Source organism: Caballeronia sp. GAWG1-1 (assembly GCF_023631465.1).
Lineage (GTDB): Bacteria > Pseudomonadota > Gammaproteobacteria > Burkholderiales > Burkholderiaceae > Caballeronia.
The window spans coordinates 147,196-162,109 of record NZ_JALQDB010000002.1 but is presented as its reverse complement, the minus strand read 5'-3'; the positions used below and the strand labels follow the sequence as shown (position 1 = coordinate 162,109).

Annotated in this window: 13 protein-coding genes; 3 read left to right on the top strand and 10 right to left on the bottom strand. The window is 61.9% G+C overall.

The genetic code is table 11. The features are described 5' to 3' along the window. Nucleotides 1–37 precede the first annotated feature (37 nt). The 6 genes from NCT03_RS01140 to NCT03_RS01115 form a co-directional block, all read right to left on the bottom strand. The gene (locus tag NCT03_RS01140) at nucleotides 38–307 is read right to left on the bottom strand and encodes an HPr family phosphocarrier protein (protein ID WP_244826866.1); all 270 of its coding nucleotides are present in this window, start codon (nucleotides 305–307) and stop codon (nucleotides 38–40) included. 35 nt (nucleotides 308–342) lie between these two features. Further along, complete coding sequence (locus NCT03_RS01135) at nucleotides 343–831, bottom strand: PTS sugar transporter subunit IIA (protein ID WP_244826865.1); 489 nt, start codon at nucleotides 829–831, stop codon at nucleotides 343–345. Nucleotides 832–1,137: 306 nt separating this feature from the next. Then, on the bottom strand, nucleotides 1,138–2,094 hold the full coding sequence (gene gshB, locus NCT03_RS01130) for a glutathione synthase (protein ID WP_250491715.1): 957 nt from the start codon (nucleotides 2,092–2,094) through the stop codon (nucleotides 1,138–1,140). Nucleotides 2,095–2,159: 65 nt separating this feature from the next. Beyond that, nucleotides 2,160–3,449 (bottom strand): glutamate--cysteine ligase, encoded by a 1,290-nt coding sequence (gshA, locus tag NCT03_RS01125; protein WP_244826863.1) that lies wholly within the window; start codon nucleotides 3,447–3,449, stop codon nucleotides 2,160–2,162. Between the two features lie 352 nt (nucleotides 3,450–3,801). After that, nucleotides 3,802–5,274, bottom strand: a complete 1,473-nt coding sequence (locus NCT03_RS01120; RefSeq protein WP_244826862.1) for an ammonium transporter — start codon at nucleotides 5,272–5,274, stop codon at nucleotides 3,802–3,804. A 33-nt stretch (nucleotides 5,275–5,307) separates the two neighbouring features. Beyond that, nucleotides 5,308–5,646, bottom strand: a complete 339-nt coding sequence (locus tag NCT03_RS01115; protein WP_014190273.1) for a P-II family nitrogen regulator — start codon at nucleotides 5,644–5,646, stop codon at nucleotides 5,308–5,310. A gap of 434 nt (nucleotides 5,647–6,080) precedes the next feature. Here NCT03_RS01115 and NCT03_RS01110 point away from each other — a divergent pair, with 434 nt between their 5' ends. After that, entirely contained in the window at nucleotides 6,081–6,341 is a 261-nt protein-coding gene (locus NCT03_RS01110; RefSeq protein ID WP_244826861.1) for an accessory factor UbiK family protein, read from the top strand. A gap of 95 nt (nucleotides 6,342–6,436) precedes the next feature. Further along, nucleotides 6,437–7,987: a YifB family Mg chelatase-like AAA ATPase gene (locus NCT03_RS01105; RefSeq protein WP_250491714.1), complete on the top strand. Its 1,551-nt coding sequence runs from the start codon at nucleotides 6,437–6,439 to the stop codon at nucleotides 7,985–7,987. Between the two features lie 362 nt (nucleotides 7,988–8,349). On the opposite strand, the gene NCT03_RS01100 is transcribed toward NCT03_RS01105, so the two are convergent. Continuing rightward, nucleotides 8,350–8,892 carry a hypothetical protein gene (locus NCT03_RS01100; RefSeq protein WP_250491713.1) on the bottom strand — a complete coding sequence of 181 codons (543 nt, stop codon included), beginning with the start codon at nucleotides 8,890–8,892 and terminating at the stop codon, nucleotides 8,350–8,352. Nucleotides 8,893–9,138: 246 nt separating this feature from the next. Between NCT03_RS01100 and NCT03_RS01095 the strand changes: the two genes are divergently transcribed. After that, nucleotides 9,139–9,675 carry a TlpA disulfide reductase family protein gene (locus NCT03_RS01095; protein WP_250491712.1) on the top strand — a complete coding sequence of 179 codons (537 nt, stop codon included), beginning with the start codon at nucleotides 9,139–9,141 and terminating at the stop codon, nucleotides 9,673–9,675. A 229-nt stretch (nucleotides 9,676–9,904) separates the two neighbouring features. Here NCT03_RS01095 and NCT03_RS01090 read toward each other — a convergent pair whose 3' ends face one another. Genes NCT03_RS01090 through NCT03_RS01080 form a run of 3 tightly spaced genes read right to left on the bottom strand, consistent with a single transcriptional unit; the run spans nucleotide 9,905 to nucleotide 14,546 of the window. Then, nucleotides 9,905–11,233 (bottom strand): sigma-54-dependent transcriptional regulator, encoded by a 1,329-nt coding sequence (locus NCT03_RS01090; protein ID WP_244826858.1) that lies wholly within the window; start codon nucleotides 11,231–11,233, stop codon nucleotides 9,905–9,907. Nucleotides 11,234–11,270: 37 nt separating this feature from the next. Next, nucleotides 11,271–13,241 (bottom strand): sensor histidine kinase, encoded by a 1,971-nt coding sequence (locus NCT03_RS01085; RefSeq protein ID WP_244826857.1) that lies wholly within the window; start codon nucleotides 13,239–13,241, stop codon nucleotides 11,271–11,273. A 21-nt stretch (nucleotides 13,242–13,262) separates the two neighbouring features. Next, nucleotides 13,263–14,546 carry a dicarboxylate/amino acid:cation symporter gene (locus NCT03_RS01080; protein WP_244826856.1) on the bottom strand — a complete coding sequence of 428 codons (1,284 nt, stop codon included), beginning with the start codon at nucleotides 14,544–14,546 and terminating at the stop codon, nucleotides 13,263–13,265. Nucleotides 14,547–14,914 lie beyond the last annotated feature (368 nt).

The following is a 14,914-nucleotide window of genomic DNA, read 5'->3' as shown; positions in this document are numbered from 1 at the left end:
GCTTTTCGTTGGCTACTTCCGATGCGGGATGAAGCGCTTACTGCCCTTCCCCGAACTTGTCGGCGATAAGCGCGAGGATCGCTTTCATCGCATCGGCTTCGTCGGCGCCTTCGGTTTCGATGGTCACCGTGCTGCCGATACCCGCTGCCAGCATCATCACGCCCATGATGCTCTTGGCGTTGATCCGGCGACCGTTACGGCTCATCCAGATTTCCGACTGATAGCTACCGGCTAGTTGCGTGAGCTTCGCCGATGCCCGCGCGTGGAGTCCCAGCTTGTTTACGATCGTTGTTTCCTGTTGCAGCATGATGCTCCGGGCGCTAGTGGATGAATTGAGCGGCGTCAGTGACTCGCGGCCTTCGCGGCGACGAGATCGGCACTCGCGGAGCACGCCGGATCTTGCGAACCGGCAGCCTTCGTCGCGAGCGCGCAAGGATTCAGCGGCGTGGAGGAATCCAGTTCCTGGATGCCTTTCGAGCCGCCTTGCAGAATTTTTTCGGTAAGCGTGTCGATGGGAGTCGCGCGATAACACACGGCGCGCACGAGCATCGGCAAATTGACGCCTGCGAGCACGCGCACGTCCGTTTCCGCGAGACTCGCCGCGATGTTCGCGGGCGTCGCGCCGAAGACGTCGGTGAGCACGATGGCGCCATTGTCTTCTCGCAGACGGTCGAGTTCCGAGCGCGCGAACGCGCGGACTTCGACGGGATCGCAGTCGGGCGTTACGTCGACAACGCCGATGCGTGCGGGCAAGCCGCCGTAAATGTGCGCGACACACTCGCGTAGCGCGGTAGCGAACGGAGCATGCGCGATGATCAGAATGCCAGCCATGTCAGGATTGCTGCCTCTGTAACGACGCCAGGGTTGCCGGCGTCTAGAGATCGCTCGAAAACGCGCGAGCGGCGCGGGATCGATGCCTATATGGTCGCACGCGGGCCGAAAATCAACCGCCTTACACCAGACACCGTTCCACCATTACCACAGCTTACGCTTGCACTCTTAAACACAGTTTAAGACCGGAAAAAGCACGTTCCAACCCTAAAACTTGCAAGCAACCGGGAAATAATTGTAACAGCGTCGGCGATTATGTTTTTGCAGTGCGCCAATTCGAGCGTTGGCTAGCGCTCGAAAGGCCGTTTAGCCGACCGCGCGTTCGAGCGCGTCGATGAACATTCCAGCAACGTCGAAGCCTGTCTGATCCATGATTTCGCGGAAGCATGTCGGGCTCGTCACGTTGACTTCCGTCAGGTAATCGCCGATGGCATCGAGGCCGGCCAGCAAAAGCCCGCGTGCTTCAAGAATTGGCCCAAGCGTTTCGGCAATCTCGCGATCGCGCGCCGATAGCGGTTGCGCACGGCCAAGACCGCCCGCCGCCAGATTGCCGCGCACCTCGTTGCCCTGGGGAATACGCGCCAGCGAATACGGCACCGGCTGACCGCCGATCACCAGAATGCGCTTGTCGCCGTCCGTGATCTCCGGGATGAACTTCTGCGCCATCACCGTACGCGCGCCGTCCTCGCTCAACATCTCGATGATGGACCCGAGGTTCATGCCGTCCGCTTTCACGCGGAACACGCCCATGCCGCCCATGCCATCGAGCGGTTTCAGAATGACATCGCCATGTTCCGCGTGAAAGCCGCGCAGGCGAGCCGCATCGCGCGTGACGAGCGTGGGCGCCACGTACTGCGGCCATTCGGCAATAGCCAGCTTCTCCGAATGATCGCGAATGGCTTGCGGTTTGTTGAAAACGCGCGCGCCGGCGCGTTCCGCGATTTCGAGCAGCCAGGTTGCGTTGACATATTCGAGGTCGAACGGCGGGTCTTTGCGCATCAGCACCGCGCCGAAACGCGTGAGCGGCAAATGCTCCGCCTGTTCCGCCGCGAACCACGGCCAGCGGTCGCTGTTCGCTTCGTCGCCGACAATCGCAATGCGTCGCACGCTCGCGTCGACCGACGTGCCAGTCCACGCCAGATGCTGCGGCTCGCATGCGTACAACACGTGACCGCGCCGCGCGGCTTCGGCCATCATCGCGTAGGTCGTGTCTTTATAGATCTTGAAACGATCGAGCGGATCGGCGATGAAGAGAATGTCCATGTGTATTCGCTTGAGCTAGTGACCGTGGCCATGAGTATTGGCCACGAGAGCAGGGCATTATGCACTCAGACCTGAATCGCTTCCGGGTCGGTCTTCTCGAGTTCCACCGATGCCGCCAGCAACCCAAGCCTGGCCACCACGCCATACATGTAAAAGCGGTTCGGCGGCGCGGCGCCGGGCTTCGCGTGCGCATCCGGCAGCGCGGTGTGCTCGAAGCCGAGCGGCACGAAATGCATGCCGGGCGCGTTGAGGTTCTGGTCGCGTTCGCGCGAGTCGTGCACGCGATAAAACCCGCCGACCACGTACCGGTCGATCATATACACGACCGGCTCCGCCACCGCATTCTCCACGCGCTCGAATGTGTGCACGCCTTCCTGCACGATCACATCGTGCACCTGCAGGCCTTCCTTCGCGTCGTTCATGCGCGTGCGCTCGCGCTTGGTCAATGCGGCGACCTCGCTTGCGTCGTGCACGGTCATCACGCCTTTGCCGTACGTGCCGGCATCGGCCTTGATGACGACATACGGCTTCTCGCTGATGCCGTACTCGCGGTACTTCTTCGCGATCTTCTTGATGACGCCGTCGATTGCCTCGGCCAGCGCTTCCTCGCCCGTGCGCGCCTCGTAATCCACGCCTTCGACGTGCGCGAAGTACGGGTTCACCATCCACGGATCGATCTCGACGAGCTTCGCGAACTTTTTCGCGACATCGTCATAGCAGGAGAAGTGCGTCGACTTGCGGCGCACCGCCCAGCCCGCATGCAACGGCGGCAGGATGTATTGCTCGTGCAGATTTTCGAGCACGGGCGGAATGCCGGCGGAAAGATCGTTGTTGAGCAGGATCGAGCACGGATCGAAATTCTTCAAGCCGAGACGGCGCGGCGTGCGTTCGAGCGGTTCGAGGACGACCTTTTGGCCATCGGCGAGCGGAATGGTCACGGGCCCGTGGATGTTTTCATCGAGCGTGCCGAAGCGGACGTTGAGTCCCGCCTGACGCATGATGGTCGCGAGCCGCGCAACGTTCTCCAGATAAAACGCGTTACGCGTGTGCCGCTCCGGAATCACGAGCAGATTCTTCGCGTCCGGACAAATTTTTTCGATGGACGCCATCGCCGCCTGCACGGCAAGCGGAAGCACTTCGTGCGGCAGATTGTTGAAGCCGCCGGGAAAGAGATTGGTGTCGACGGGCGCGAGCTTGAAGCCGGCGTTACGCAGGTCGACGGAACAGTAAAACGGCGGCGTGTGCTCCTGCCATTCGAGACGGAACCACCGTTCGATGGAAGGCGTAGCCTCGAGAATTTTCCGCTCGAGGTCGAGCAGCGGGCCACTTAACGCCGTAACTAAGTGCGGAACCATTGATTTCTCGTGGACAGCGTTTTGCGTGGGACTGGGCAACCGCCAACGCGATCGTTCCAGCCGATACAGGGACGAAAGATTGTAGAGCAATTGCCCTGCCTAACTGGGTATGGACCGCCATTTAGCAAGGCTTTGCGGCCCATCGCGGCAATCTGCACAGTCAATCCGGGCCATTTGCGGCGCGAGCCGTGCTGGACGAAAACCCGACGTATCGCGCGGACGAAAAAAAACCCGCCATGAAGGCGGGCCAAGTCGCTGCGCTCGTTCGTTTGCCGTCGCCCCGGCGACATGCGCCGAGCGGATGAGAACCGGCGCGCCCTCTCGCGGCACGCCGGATCGCGGCTCAAATCCCTTATTCGACGTGCTCGCCATGCAGCGTGACGTCGAGACCTTCGCGTTCCTCTTCTTCCGTCACGCGCAGACCCATGACCATGTCGATGATCTTGAGCAGCACGAAGCTGACGACGCCGCTATAGACCAGCGTGACCAGCACGCCCTTCGCCTGCACGATGACATTGCCATCGAAGCCGCCGATGTCCTTCACTGCGAACACGCCCGTCAGCAAAGCGCCGATGATCCCGCCCACGCCGTGCACGCCGAACGCATCGAGCGAATCGTCGTAACCGAACTTGTGCTTGAGCCACGTTGCCGACCAGAAGCAGACCACGCCCGCCACGATGCCGATCACGATAGCGCCCGTCACGCCCACGAAGCCCGAAGCCGGCGTCACTGCAACGAGACCTGCAACCGCGCCCGAGATGATGCCGAGCACCGAAGGCTTACCCTTCGAAATCCATTCCGCGAACATCCAGCCGAAGGCGGCGAATGCGGTGGCGATCTGCGTCGTGAGCATGGCGAAGCCGGCACGGCCGTCAGCCGCGACTGCCGAACCCGCGTTGAAGCCGAACCAGCCCACCCACAGCATCGATGCACCGATCAGCGAGAGCACGAGGTTGTGCGGCGCCATCACTTCACGGCCGTAGCCAACGCGCTTGCCGAGCACCAGACAGCACATCAGGCCCGCGATACCGGCGTTGATGTGAACCACCGTGCCGCCCGCGAAGTCGAGCACGCCCGCGCCTGCCAGCCAGCCGGTCGGTTCCCAGACCATGTGCGCGATCGGCGAGTAGACGATGATCGACCACAGCGTCATGAACACGAGCATCGCGGAAAACTTCATCCGGTCGGCGAACGCGCCGGTGATGAGCGCCGGGGTGATGATCGCGAACGTCATCTGGTAGACGAAGTAGACCGATTCCGGAATCGTCGATGCCAGATGGCTGACGGTCAGCGTCGTGGCCTTGTCGCCCTTGATGTAGTTCATGCCGTGCAGGAACACGCGCGAGAAGCCACCCAGGAACGAATTGCCCGGCGTGAACGCGATGCTGTAGCCCACGACCGTCCAGATGATCGTGACGAGACAGCAGATTGCGAAGCTCTGCATTACCGTTGCCAGCACGTTCTTCTTGCGAACCATGCCTGCGTAGAACAGCGCGAGGCCCGGAACCGTCATGAACAGCACGAGTGCGGTCGAGGTGAGCATCCACGCGGTGTCACCCGAGCTGATCTTCGACGAATCGACCGAGAATGGTTCGGTCGGCGCGGCGGGAGCGGCGTCGGAAGCTGCCGCCGCTGCGGAAGCGCCTTCCGCCGACGAAGCCATCGCCGTGTTGGCGCTGGCCGGTGCGCTTGCAGGCGCCGATGCGGCGTCGGCCGCGGGTGCCGAGGCAGCGGCCGGAGCGGACGCGTCCTGGGCGAGTGCGGTGCCGACATTGGCGCCGACCAGGGCGCCCGCCACCAGCAATGACATCAAAAAGTTACGCATTCTTCGGTTTCCTCTTATCGCCGATTTCTTTTCTTAGAGCGCGTCCGCGCCGGTCTCACCGGTACGAATACGAATGACCTGTTCGATTGCCGTGACGAAGATCTTGCCGTCGCCGATTTTTCCCGTGCGCGCCGCGCGTTCGACCGCTTCGATCGCCTGATCGACGATGTCGTCCGATACGGCCGCTTCGATCTTCACCTTCGGCAGGAAATCGACGACGTATTCCGCGCCCCGATAAAGTTCGGTGTGACCTTTCTGGCGGCCGAAGCCTTTTACCTCGGTCACCGTGATGCCCGAGACGCCGATCGCCGAGAGCGCTTCGCGCGCTTCGTCGAGCTTGAACGGCTTGATGATTGCGGTAATGAGCTTCATGTATCCCTCGCTGTGGTGTGCCTCTGATCCTTCGATGCCTTCTAAAGCGGGATGCCTCGGTTGCAAGCCCACGTCCGTCCTGTCGGGCCGCTGAAAGAAGCGTGCAGAAAAGGTCCGCGCCACTTATGCAACTCGTATGCCAATCGAGTGCTCACGGGGCTTTGCACGAGTTCACGAAAGGCGCGCGCAAGGGATCTGCCGAATGGCTAACGCGCGCCGTAGCTGCTGGCGCCGGGGTGGGTTCGTTGCTAGAGTGCTCGCAAGGTCCCGTTAAAAGGGGCAAAGGCAGAAAACGCGGGAGCGCGGGAGCGCTAAAATCGCGGCGCCTCGAATGTGCCCGGCAGTGCGTGACGAATGCACCAAAATCGATCATGCAACCGGCCGGGGCACTGACCTAACAATGAATGCACTTTTTTTGTGCAAAGGGAGAAACGATGAAGCAGCCCAACGACGTTTTCAATGACCTGCAGCAGAAGATGAGCGAGCTCTTCAAGAATTCGCCTGCTAAAGACGTCGAGAAAAATGTGAAAGCCATGCTTTCGCAGGGCTTCTCGAAGCTCGATCTCGTGACCCGCGAAGAATTCGACACGCAGACTCAGGTGCTCGTGCGTACGCGCGCCCGGCTGGAAGAGCTGGAAAAACGCGTCGCGCAACTGGAGCAGCACCAGCCGGGCGGCTCCTCGTCGCAGGACTGACTGCTTCAACTACTGTCGACCTCGGCCGGCGAGCCGTGAAGTCCTAGTCTCATTGCCGGCGCCGCCTTCGAGCGCGCGCCGTTTCAGGTGAAATCATGTCGCTTGCCGTGGTTAAGAGCCGCGCGCCCGCCCCTGGGCGCGCGCCGGAAGTGGTCGTCGAAGTTCATCTCGCAAACGGATTGCCGTCGTTCTCCATCGTCGGCTTACCCGATCTCGAAGTTCGCGAAAGCCGCGAGCGCGTGCGCGCCGCGCTGCAGAATTGCGGACTGGAATTCCCCGTCAACCGCATCACCGTCAATCTCGCTCCGGCAGATTTGCCAAAGGAGTCGGGACGTTTCGACTTGCCTATCGCGCTCGGCATTCTGGCGGCGAGCGGACAGATTCCGGCTGCATCGCTCGAAAATCGTGAGTTCGCTGGGGAGCTGTCGCTGACCGGCGCGCTGCGGCCCATGCGCGGAGCATTCGCGATGGTGTGCGGAGCGGCGCGGCACCATGCATCGAACGGTTCGGAGAGCGGGCGTGCGCCGGAAATCTATGTGCCGCTCGCAAGTGCTGCCGAAGCCGCGCTGGTGCCCGGCATCGAAGTGTTCGGCGCGGCGGATCTGCCGACGCTCTGCGCGCATCTGAACGGCGTTCCGGATGCGCGGCTTCGTCCCGCGCGGGCTTTTACGCAATTGAATGCGTCATCGCGGCCGACCGCGCCCGATCTCGCGGATGTCATCGGGCATCCGGCTGCGCGTCGCGCGTTGGAGGTTGCGGCGGCGGGTGGTCATCATCTGCTGATGGTCGGGCCGCCCGGCGCGGGCAAATCCATGCTCGCCGCGCGCTTGCCCGGCCTGCTTCCGCCAATGACCGACGACGAAGCGCTCGCCTCCGCCGCCATTCTGTCGGCAAGCTCGCTCGGATTTACGCCCGCGCAATGGAGGCGGCGGCCGTTTCGCGCGCCACATCATTCATCGAGCGCGGTGGCGCTGGTTGGCGGCAGAAATCCGCCGCAGCCGGGCGAGATCACGCTTGCGCATCTCGGCGTGCTTTTTCTCGACGAGTTGCCCGAATTCGATCGCAAGGTACTCGAAACGCTGCGCGAGCCGCTCGAAGCGGGTTGCATCACCGTGTCCCGGGCGGCGCAACAGGCGGAGTTTCCTGCCGCGTGTCAGCTCGTCGCCGCGATGAATCCATGTCCGTGTGGATGGCGTGGCGATCCAGGCGGACGTTGCCGATGCTCACCCGACGTCGCCGCGCGCTATTTGCGCAAGTTGTCCGGACCGCTGCTCGATCGCATCGATATTCAGATCGAGTTGCCTGCGCTCTCGCCCGCTGAACTCTCGGCGCGCGGCGCCAAGCATGGCGAATCCAGCGCAACGGTGGCTTCACGCGTCGAGGCGGCGCGCGCCGTCCAGCTCGCGCGGCAAGGCAAGACCAATCGCGAACTCGACGGCCGCGATGCCGACACGCTCTGCCGACCTGATGCCGAAGGCGCCGCGCTCCTGCGCGCCGCGAGCGAGCGCTTCGGTTGGTCGGCGCGCGGCTATTACCGCGTTTTGAAAGTCACACGGACCATTGCCGATCTATCCGGGGCGAACATTCCGACCGCGGCGCATGTCGCGGAAGCCGTGCAATACCGTCGCGCGTTTCCTGCGGCATGAGCCTCAAGGTCATCGGGCGCGAAATATTGCCTGTCAAGACTTGACTTATGCACACCAAGCCGATCCGCCCTTCTTTTTCCTACTATCAACCTACATGACAGAACGCATTGCACAGACCATTGATTTTATTGAACTATTTAACTTGCCATGAAGGGAGGCAAAGTAAGCCCGGCCACATGAAGCGGGCTTCCAGCGACTCACCGACACTGTTTTCCACAAAGTTATCCACAGACTCTGTGGATAGCGAAAAAAGTCCTGACAAATCCGGGCATTAGACGTCAAAGCTGTGAATGAACTTCGGCTTTGTAAACCTCACGAGCAGCACTCTTAAGTGAGCAGTCGCAGAAAACCGAGGTTTCCCTCTAAAACAATTTGAAGGAAGAAAAGAATTGGTCGGACTGTTCAGAAGGCGGCGCTTTGTCCGAGACAATCGCGACTTGGTAGACATGCATGCCATGCGCCACGAAACGCGCGTGAATCGTCCGGCTCTCGCGCTGATTCCCGCTTGGTCCCTTGACTTCCATCTCGCTGCCGAGCACTCGACCGCCGACAGCGAGGTCGATCTGCGTCGCGCGCGCGGCCGGCTGGGCATTCACGTTACGGGCGAGGCCTTGCTGGAGGAAGTCGAGCGCGGCGCGTTGCAACGCGGGATCGGCGCTGGGCAGGACAACCGTGCCGATTGCGAAAACCGCGTCATTGGCTTCGGCGGTCTGCATGCGCATGGTCATCGGCTGGCCGGCAATCTGAATCTTGCGCTCCTCGGCGTGCGGCTTGGCGGGCAGCGTGACTTCGTAGCCGTCGTCGTTATTCATGATCGTGCGCCAGTCATACGACGGCGTGCACGCGATCAACGCACCGCATGCGACACATGCGCACACCATCGCGCTCAATGAACGTGCGCGCATGGAACGACTCGGAACATTGCGCACGAGAAACCGGCGCAGACTGGCCGTATTCGCAGTAAGAACTCTCTTCATGGCTGACCGTTGCGTGAAAAGCATCATTATCGCGCCGCGATACCCGGATTTCGTTCGGCCGACCGGATGCGTCACGACTGCGCCGCACGTTTGGCGCTAAAATAACCAGCACTTTCCCATTGCAGTTGCGCCTTACAAGGCGCTTCGCTCGACTACGAGCCGTTCGAGGTTGCCATGTCCCAAGCCACTCAAGATACTCAGACTCGTGCCAAGAGTCCGTTGCGCTACGTTGTAATGGCGCTCGTCGCCGGCGTGATCGCATGCACGGGGTATTTCGCGTTCGGCGGACAACAGAAGGTGCCCGATGCAACCTTCACGCTGCTTTCCGGGCAGAAGATTTCGACATCGAACGATCTCAAGGGCAAGGTCTATCTCATCAACTTCTGGGCGACGAGTTGCGAGACCTGCATGAAGGAAATGCCCCAGATGATCGACACGTACAACAAGTTCAAGGGTCGCGGGCTCGAATTCGTGGCCGTCGCCATGAATTACGACGCGCCGATGTACGTCAGCAATTATGCGCAGACGCGCAATCTGCCGTTCAAGGTCGCCATGGACGACGGCAGCGCCGCCAAACAGTTCGGCAACGTCCAACTGACGCCGACGACGTTCGTGGTCGACAAGGACGGCAAGATTCTCAAGCGCTATGTCGGCGAACCGACTTTTGCCGAGTTGGATGCATTGCTCAGCAAGGCGCTTGGAGCGGCTTGAAAGAACGAGCGCCCTAAGCGGCGTCGCGTTGGGGAACAACTTACGACTGGCTTGAGCGTGCGGCGTACCGAGGCGCTCAGTATGGCTAGCAGCGCTCGATGGTGGATCTAGGTAATAACGCGGCGCAAAAAGCGATTCAAGGAACGGGCGTTGAACCGTTCATCCGCCATTCGACTTTCGCCCGGCTTAAAGACCAGCCCGAACCAGCCAGCCAATACGCGCCAGCACCCTACCGCTCAGCATCCCCCTTCACCGCAATCCCATACCGCTTGATCTTCTCGTAGAGCGTCGCCTTGCCTAGCTGCAGGCGATCAGCCGCCACCGCCACCGCCCCGCCGCACTGCTCCAGCGTCTGTGCAATCACCGCGCGTTCGAATTGCTCCGTGCGTTCCTTGAGCGGCTGCGTGGACGTATCGAGCGCGGCTCCCGTATCGTCGATGACACCGAGCACCATGCGATCCGCCGCATTGCGCAGTTCGCGCACGTTGCCAGGCCATTCGCGCTGCATGAGTTCGGCGCGCTGACGGTCCGTGATGAGCGGCGCAGGCCGTTCGTAGCGCACGGCGGCATCGAGCAAAAAGTGTTCGAAAAGCGGCACGATGTCCTCGCGACGCTCGTTGAGCGGCGGCAGTGAAATGGTTACGACGTTGAGCCGGTACAGCAAGTCGCGGCGAAACGTGCCGTCCGCGACGTGTTCGTTCATGTCGCCTTTCGCGGCGGCCACCACGCGCAGATTCGCGCGTACCGGCTGATTCGAGCCGAGCCGCTCCAGCACGCCGTCCTGCAGCACTCGCAGCAGTTTCACTTGAAGCGAGAGCGGCATGCTCTCGATTTCATCGAGGAACAGCGTGCCGCCCGATGCCGCCTCCAGCCTGCCGATGCGCCGTTTCTGCGCGCCGGTGAACGCGCCGGCCTCGTAGCCGAACATCTCCGATTCAAACATCTGCTCCGGCAACGCGCCGCAATTCACCGCGATGAACGGCTTGTCGCGGCGCGCCGAAAGATCGTGCAGACTGCGCGCGATCAGTTCCTTGCCCGCGCCGGTATCGCCGTTGATGAGCACGGACGCATCCGTCGGCGCCACGTTGGCGATCAGCCGCCGCACTTGTTCGATAGCCGGACTGCGCCCGATGATGCGGCTCTGCCCCGCCAGTTCGCGCCGCAGCGCCTGGTTCTCGAGCACCAGCGTGCGTCGCTCCAGCGCGCGGCGTACCGCTTCGATCAGCCGCTCGGAGGCAAACGGCTTCTCGATGAAGTCGTACGCGCCGTCGCGCATGGCTTGTACGGCCATCGAAATGTCGCCGTGACCGGTGACGAGTATTACCGGCACTTCGGGCGCGCGCTCGCGGCATTGCGCGAGCAGGTCGAGACCGCTCGCGCCCGGCAAACGGATATCGCTCACGATCACGCCCGTATAACTCGCGTCGATGGCGCGCGCCGCCGCTTCGACGCTGCCGTGGCCGATCACGTCGAAGCCCGCGAGCTGCAGGCTCTGCACGCTCGCGCGCCGCACGAGTTCGTCGTCTTCGATATAGATCACCTGCGAACCGGTGCTCATGGTCTTGCCCCTTGTGTTGCCTCATGCACGCCGGCCTTCAGGCGCGGCGCAACGTCAGTACGAATTCGGCGCCGTAGGAACCGTCGGCGTCGGCTTGCGTGCCGCCTTCGGGACCGGCCGCGACGATTGGCGCCACGCGATTGCGCGCGATCAGCGTACCGCCATAATCTCGCGCGATCGCCGACGAAATCGCGAGTCCCAAACCGAGTCCGTGACCCGTTTCCTTCGTCGTGAAGAACGGCTCGAAAAGGCGCGGGAGCACGTCGGCGGGAATGCCGGGGCCGTTGTCGCGCACCACGATCTCGACCACGGTTTCGCGCGCGTCGAGTTCCATGACGATGCGTGGGGCATCGCAGGACGCGACGGCATCGAGCGCGTTGCCGATCAGGTTGATGAGCACTTGCTCCAGCCGCAAGTCCTCGCAACGCACGAAGACCGACGCGCATTCGCCTTCGATCTCCGGCGCGATATCGAGCGCGACGTTCTTCATGCGCGGCCGCAGCATGGCGAGCGTGTTGTGCAGCGCGCGTGCGACGTCAGTGCGCGCGTTCTTCGGCCGCGCCTTCGCGACGAAGAGCTTGAGCTGATTCGTGATCTTGCCCATGCGCTCGGTGAGCGACGCAATCGCTTCGAGATTCTCGCGCGCCGCCGCCTGATCGCCGCGCTCGATCAACACGCGCGTGTTGTCCGAAAAGCTACGCAGAGCCGCAAGCGGCTGATTCAATTCATGCGTGATGCCGGCCGCCATTTGCCCGAGCGCGGCGAGCTTGCTTGCCTGGATGAGTTCGTCGTGCGCCGCACGCAGGTCCTGTTCGGCGCGCGTGCGTTCGTTGACTTCCTTCGTCAGTTGCTCGTTGGCCTCCGACAGATCCGCTGTGCGTTCCGCGACGCGTTGATTCAGTTCGGCATACGCGGTCTGCAGCATCTCGCGGCTGCGGATCATCTCGCGCACGCGCGCGCGCCGCATGCGCCAGTAAAACGCCAGCAGACACAGCGACACGAATACGAGGGCCGTCACGACCACCGCGTTTTGCGCGGCGCTCTCGACCGGATCGAGCGGCGCCATCGTGATCAACTGCCAGTCGGGCTCGCCGATAGAACGCCGCGTCGCCAGAAAGCTCGGCGCATTGCGCCCGCCGCCGACGCGCACGATCTGCGCGCCGCCTTCGAGCGTCTTTGCGATGGTCATCGGCAAGGGCGTGATGGGCTGTTGCGCGTACTGGCGCGTCTGATAGACGGACGCCTCGACGCTTTGCGGCAACGGCCTCACGGTGTGATATTTCCACGAAGGCACCGAGGAAAGAAAGATCACGCCGTGGTCGTCGGTGACGAGTAGCGGCTCCGTGGCATCCGCGCCTTGTAGCCATTCGAGATTGAGCTTCACGACCGCCACGCCGATCAGTTCGCGCGTGCCTTCCTTGAACACCGGCTGCGAGATGTAATAGCCCGGTTCCAGCGAAACGGTGCCGAGCCCGAAAAAGCGTCCGACGCCGCCCTTCGCGGCATCGACGAAATAAGGTCTGAAAAGATATTCGACGCCGACAAAACTGTCCGGTCCGCGCCAGTTGCTAGCGGCGACGCAGAAGCCGTCCTTGCGGATCAGATAAGTCGCGGTGGCGTGCGCGCGCTGGTTGAGGTCTTCGAGATACTGGTTCGCGCGATCGACGTTGTTGCGGTCGGGCGTGTCGAGCACGTTCTGCACGAGCGGATGGCGCGACAGCAGATACGGCAGATATTCGTAGCGGTCGAGCGTGCTTTTGAGCGTGTTCGTAGTGCGATCCACGCGCACCGCGGCATTGAGCCGAAGCTCGTCGATACCCCGCCGCCACGCGATCTGCCAGGTGAGCGCGCAACACGCCGCAAGCAGAGCGGCGAGCGCGAAGAACACGAGGATGCGGCGCGACACGTGAGCAGATTCCCGCAAATGAGTATCTGCCATTGTGGCATACGCGCCTTCGATGTAAGGCCGCGGCGAAGCGCCGGTTGGCTGATGCTTCGCCGCGTGCATGGCTGCCTGCTTTCCGCGGCTTTAAGCGACGGTTTCGGGTTCGTGCTCGGCCGCGCCGTGCTTAAGCGCGTCGCGCAGCTTGTTGCGATCGAGCTCGTTCTCCCACGCCGACACCACCACCGTCGCCACGCCGTTGCCGACGATATTCGTCAGCGCGCGGCATTCGCTCATGAAGCGGTCGATGCCGAGAATCAGCACCATGCCCGCGAGCGGAATGGTCGGCACGACTGCAAGGGTTGCCGCCAGCGTGATGAAGCCCGCGCCGGTCACGCCGCTTGCGCCCTTGGACGTGAGCATGGTCACCGCGAGCAGCGTCAATTGCTGGCCCCAGCTTAAGTCCGTGTTGGTTGCCTGCGCGATAAACAGCACCGCCATCGTCATGTAAATGTTGGTGCCGTCGAGATTGAACGAGTAGCCCGTCGGCACGACGAGACCCACGACCGAGCGCGAGCAGCCGAGCTTTTCGAGCTTGAGCATCAGTTGCGGCAACGCGGCTTCGGACGAACTCGTGCCGAGCACGATCAGCATCTCTTCCTTGATGTAAGCGACGAAGCGCAGGATCGAGAAGCCCACCATCCGCGCGATGGTGCCGAGCACCACGAGCACGAAGACGATCGACGTCAGATAGAACGTGCCGATCAGCTTGAGCATGGGCAGCAGCGAGCCGATCCCGTACTTGCCGATGGTGAACGCCATCGCGCCGAACGCACCGATGGGCGCGAGTTTCGTGATGATGCCGACCATGCCGAACAGCACGCTCGACAGCCCTTCGATGAAGCTCGTCACCACGCGGCCGCGTTCGCCGAGATGCGCGAGCACCGAGCCGAACAGGAGCGCGATCAATAGAATCTGCAGGATTTCACCTTGCGCGAACGCGGAGATCAGCGTGTCGGGGATGATATGCAGGAAGAAATCGACCGTGCTCTGGCCGTGCGCCTTGGTCGCGAACGACTCGACGGCCTTGTGGTCGAGCGTCGCGGGATCGACGTTGAAGCCGACGCCGGGCTTGAGCACGTGCGTGGCGATGAGGCCGAGGACGAGCGCGAAGGTCGAGACGACTTCGAAATACAGCAGCGCCTTGCCGCCGACGCGTCCGACCTTCTTCATGTCCTCCATGCCGGCAATACCGGTCACGACGGTACAGAAGATGATCGGCCCGATCACCATCTTGATGAGTTTGATGAAGCCATCGCCGAGCGGCTTCATGTCGGTGGCGAGAGCGGGATAGAAATGCCCGAGCGCGATACCGATGGCGATGGCCAAGAGCACCTGCACGTACAGGACTTTATAGAAAGGTTTCTTCACGATAGTTCCAGGCAAAGGTCAGGCAGTTGGCGAAAAAAGAGCCAGCGGCGGGCTTTGACGCTTGATGCGTGTCGATTGTGTTGGCGACGAGCATCGGAAACGCGTCGTTCGAGCGAGAGCCGCTACGTCGACGGATTCAGGAACGGATGGATGCGAAGGGATTCATCAGCTTGTCTCCTTGACTTTTATAGACGGCTTCGCGGGCCGTAATTCTTCTATTGCAAGGGCGATGCCAGTTTTTTTGCTACGTAACCTGCTGATTTAGCTGAATATTTTTAGGACCTTGGCGATTGCCAATCCAGCTTTCCGGAAATCCGGAAAATGCTTGTCCGGGAGTTCGGACTATTCGTTGCCGTTCGGCATGACGT

Coding starts and splice junctions, on each gene's coding strand:
- NCT03_RS01115 (WP_014190273.1), bottom strand. CDS start 5,646: ATGAAGCTCATTACCGCAATCATCAAGCCGTTCAAGCTCGACGAAGCG.
- NCT03_RS01090 (WP_244826858.1), bottom strand. CDS start 11,233: ATGAGCACCGGTTCGCAGGTGATCTATATCGAAGACGACGAACTCGTG.
- NCT03_RS01095 (WP_250491712.1), top strand. CDS start 9,139: ATGTCCCAAGCCACTCAAGATACTCAGACTCGTGCCAAGAGTCCGTTG.
- NCT03_RS01085 (WP_244826857.1), bottom strand. CDS start 13,241: ATGCACGCGGCGAAGCATCAGCCAACCGGCGCTTCGCCGCGGCCTTAC.
- gshA (WP_244826863.1), bottom strand. CDS start 3,449: ATGGTTCCGCACTTAGTTACGGCGTTAAGTGGCCCGCTGCTCGACCTC.
- NCT03_RS01100 (WP_250491713.1), bottom strand. CDS start 8,892: ATGCGCGCACGTTCATTGAGCGCGATGGTGTGCGCATGTGTCGCATGC.
- NCT03_RS01135 (WP_244826865.1), bottom strand. CDS start 831: ATGGCTGGCATTCTGATCATCGCGCATGCTCCGTTCGCTACCGCGCTA.
- NCT03_RS01110 (WP_244826861.1), top strand. CDS start 6,081: ATGAAGCAGCCCAACGACGTTTTCAATGACCTGCAGCAGAAGATGAGC.
- gshB (WP_250491715.1), bottom strand. CDS start 2,094: ATGGACATTCTCTTCATCGCCGATCCGCTCGATCGTTTCAAGATCTAT.
- NCT03_RS01105 (WP_250491714.1), top strand. CDS start 6,437: ATGTCGCTTGCCGTGGTTAAGAGCCGCGCGCCCGCCCCTGGGCGCGCG.
- NCT03_RS01120 (WP_244826862.1), bottom strand. CDS start 5,274: ATGCGTAACTTTTTGATGTCATTGCTGGTGGCGGGCGCCCTGGTCGGC.
- NCT03_RS01140 (WP_244826866.1), bottom strand. CDS start 307: ATGCTGCAACAGGAAACAACGATCGTAAACAAGCTGGGACTCCACGCG.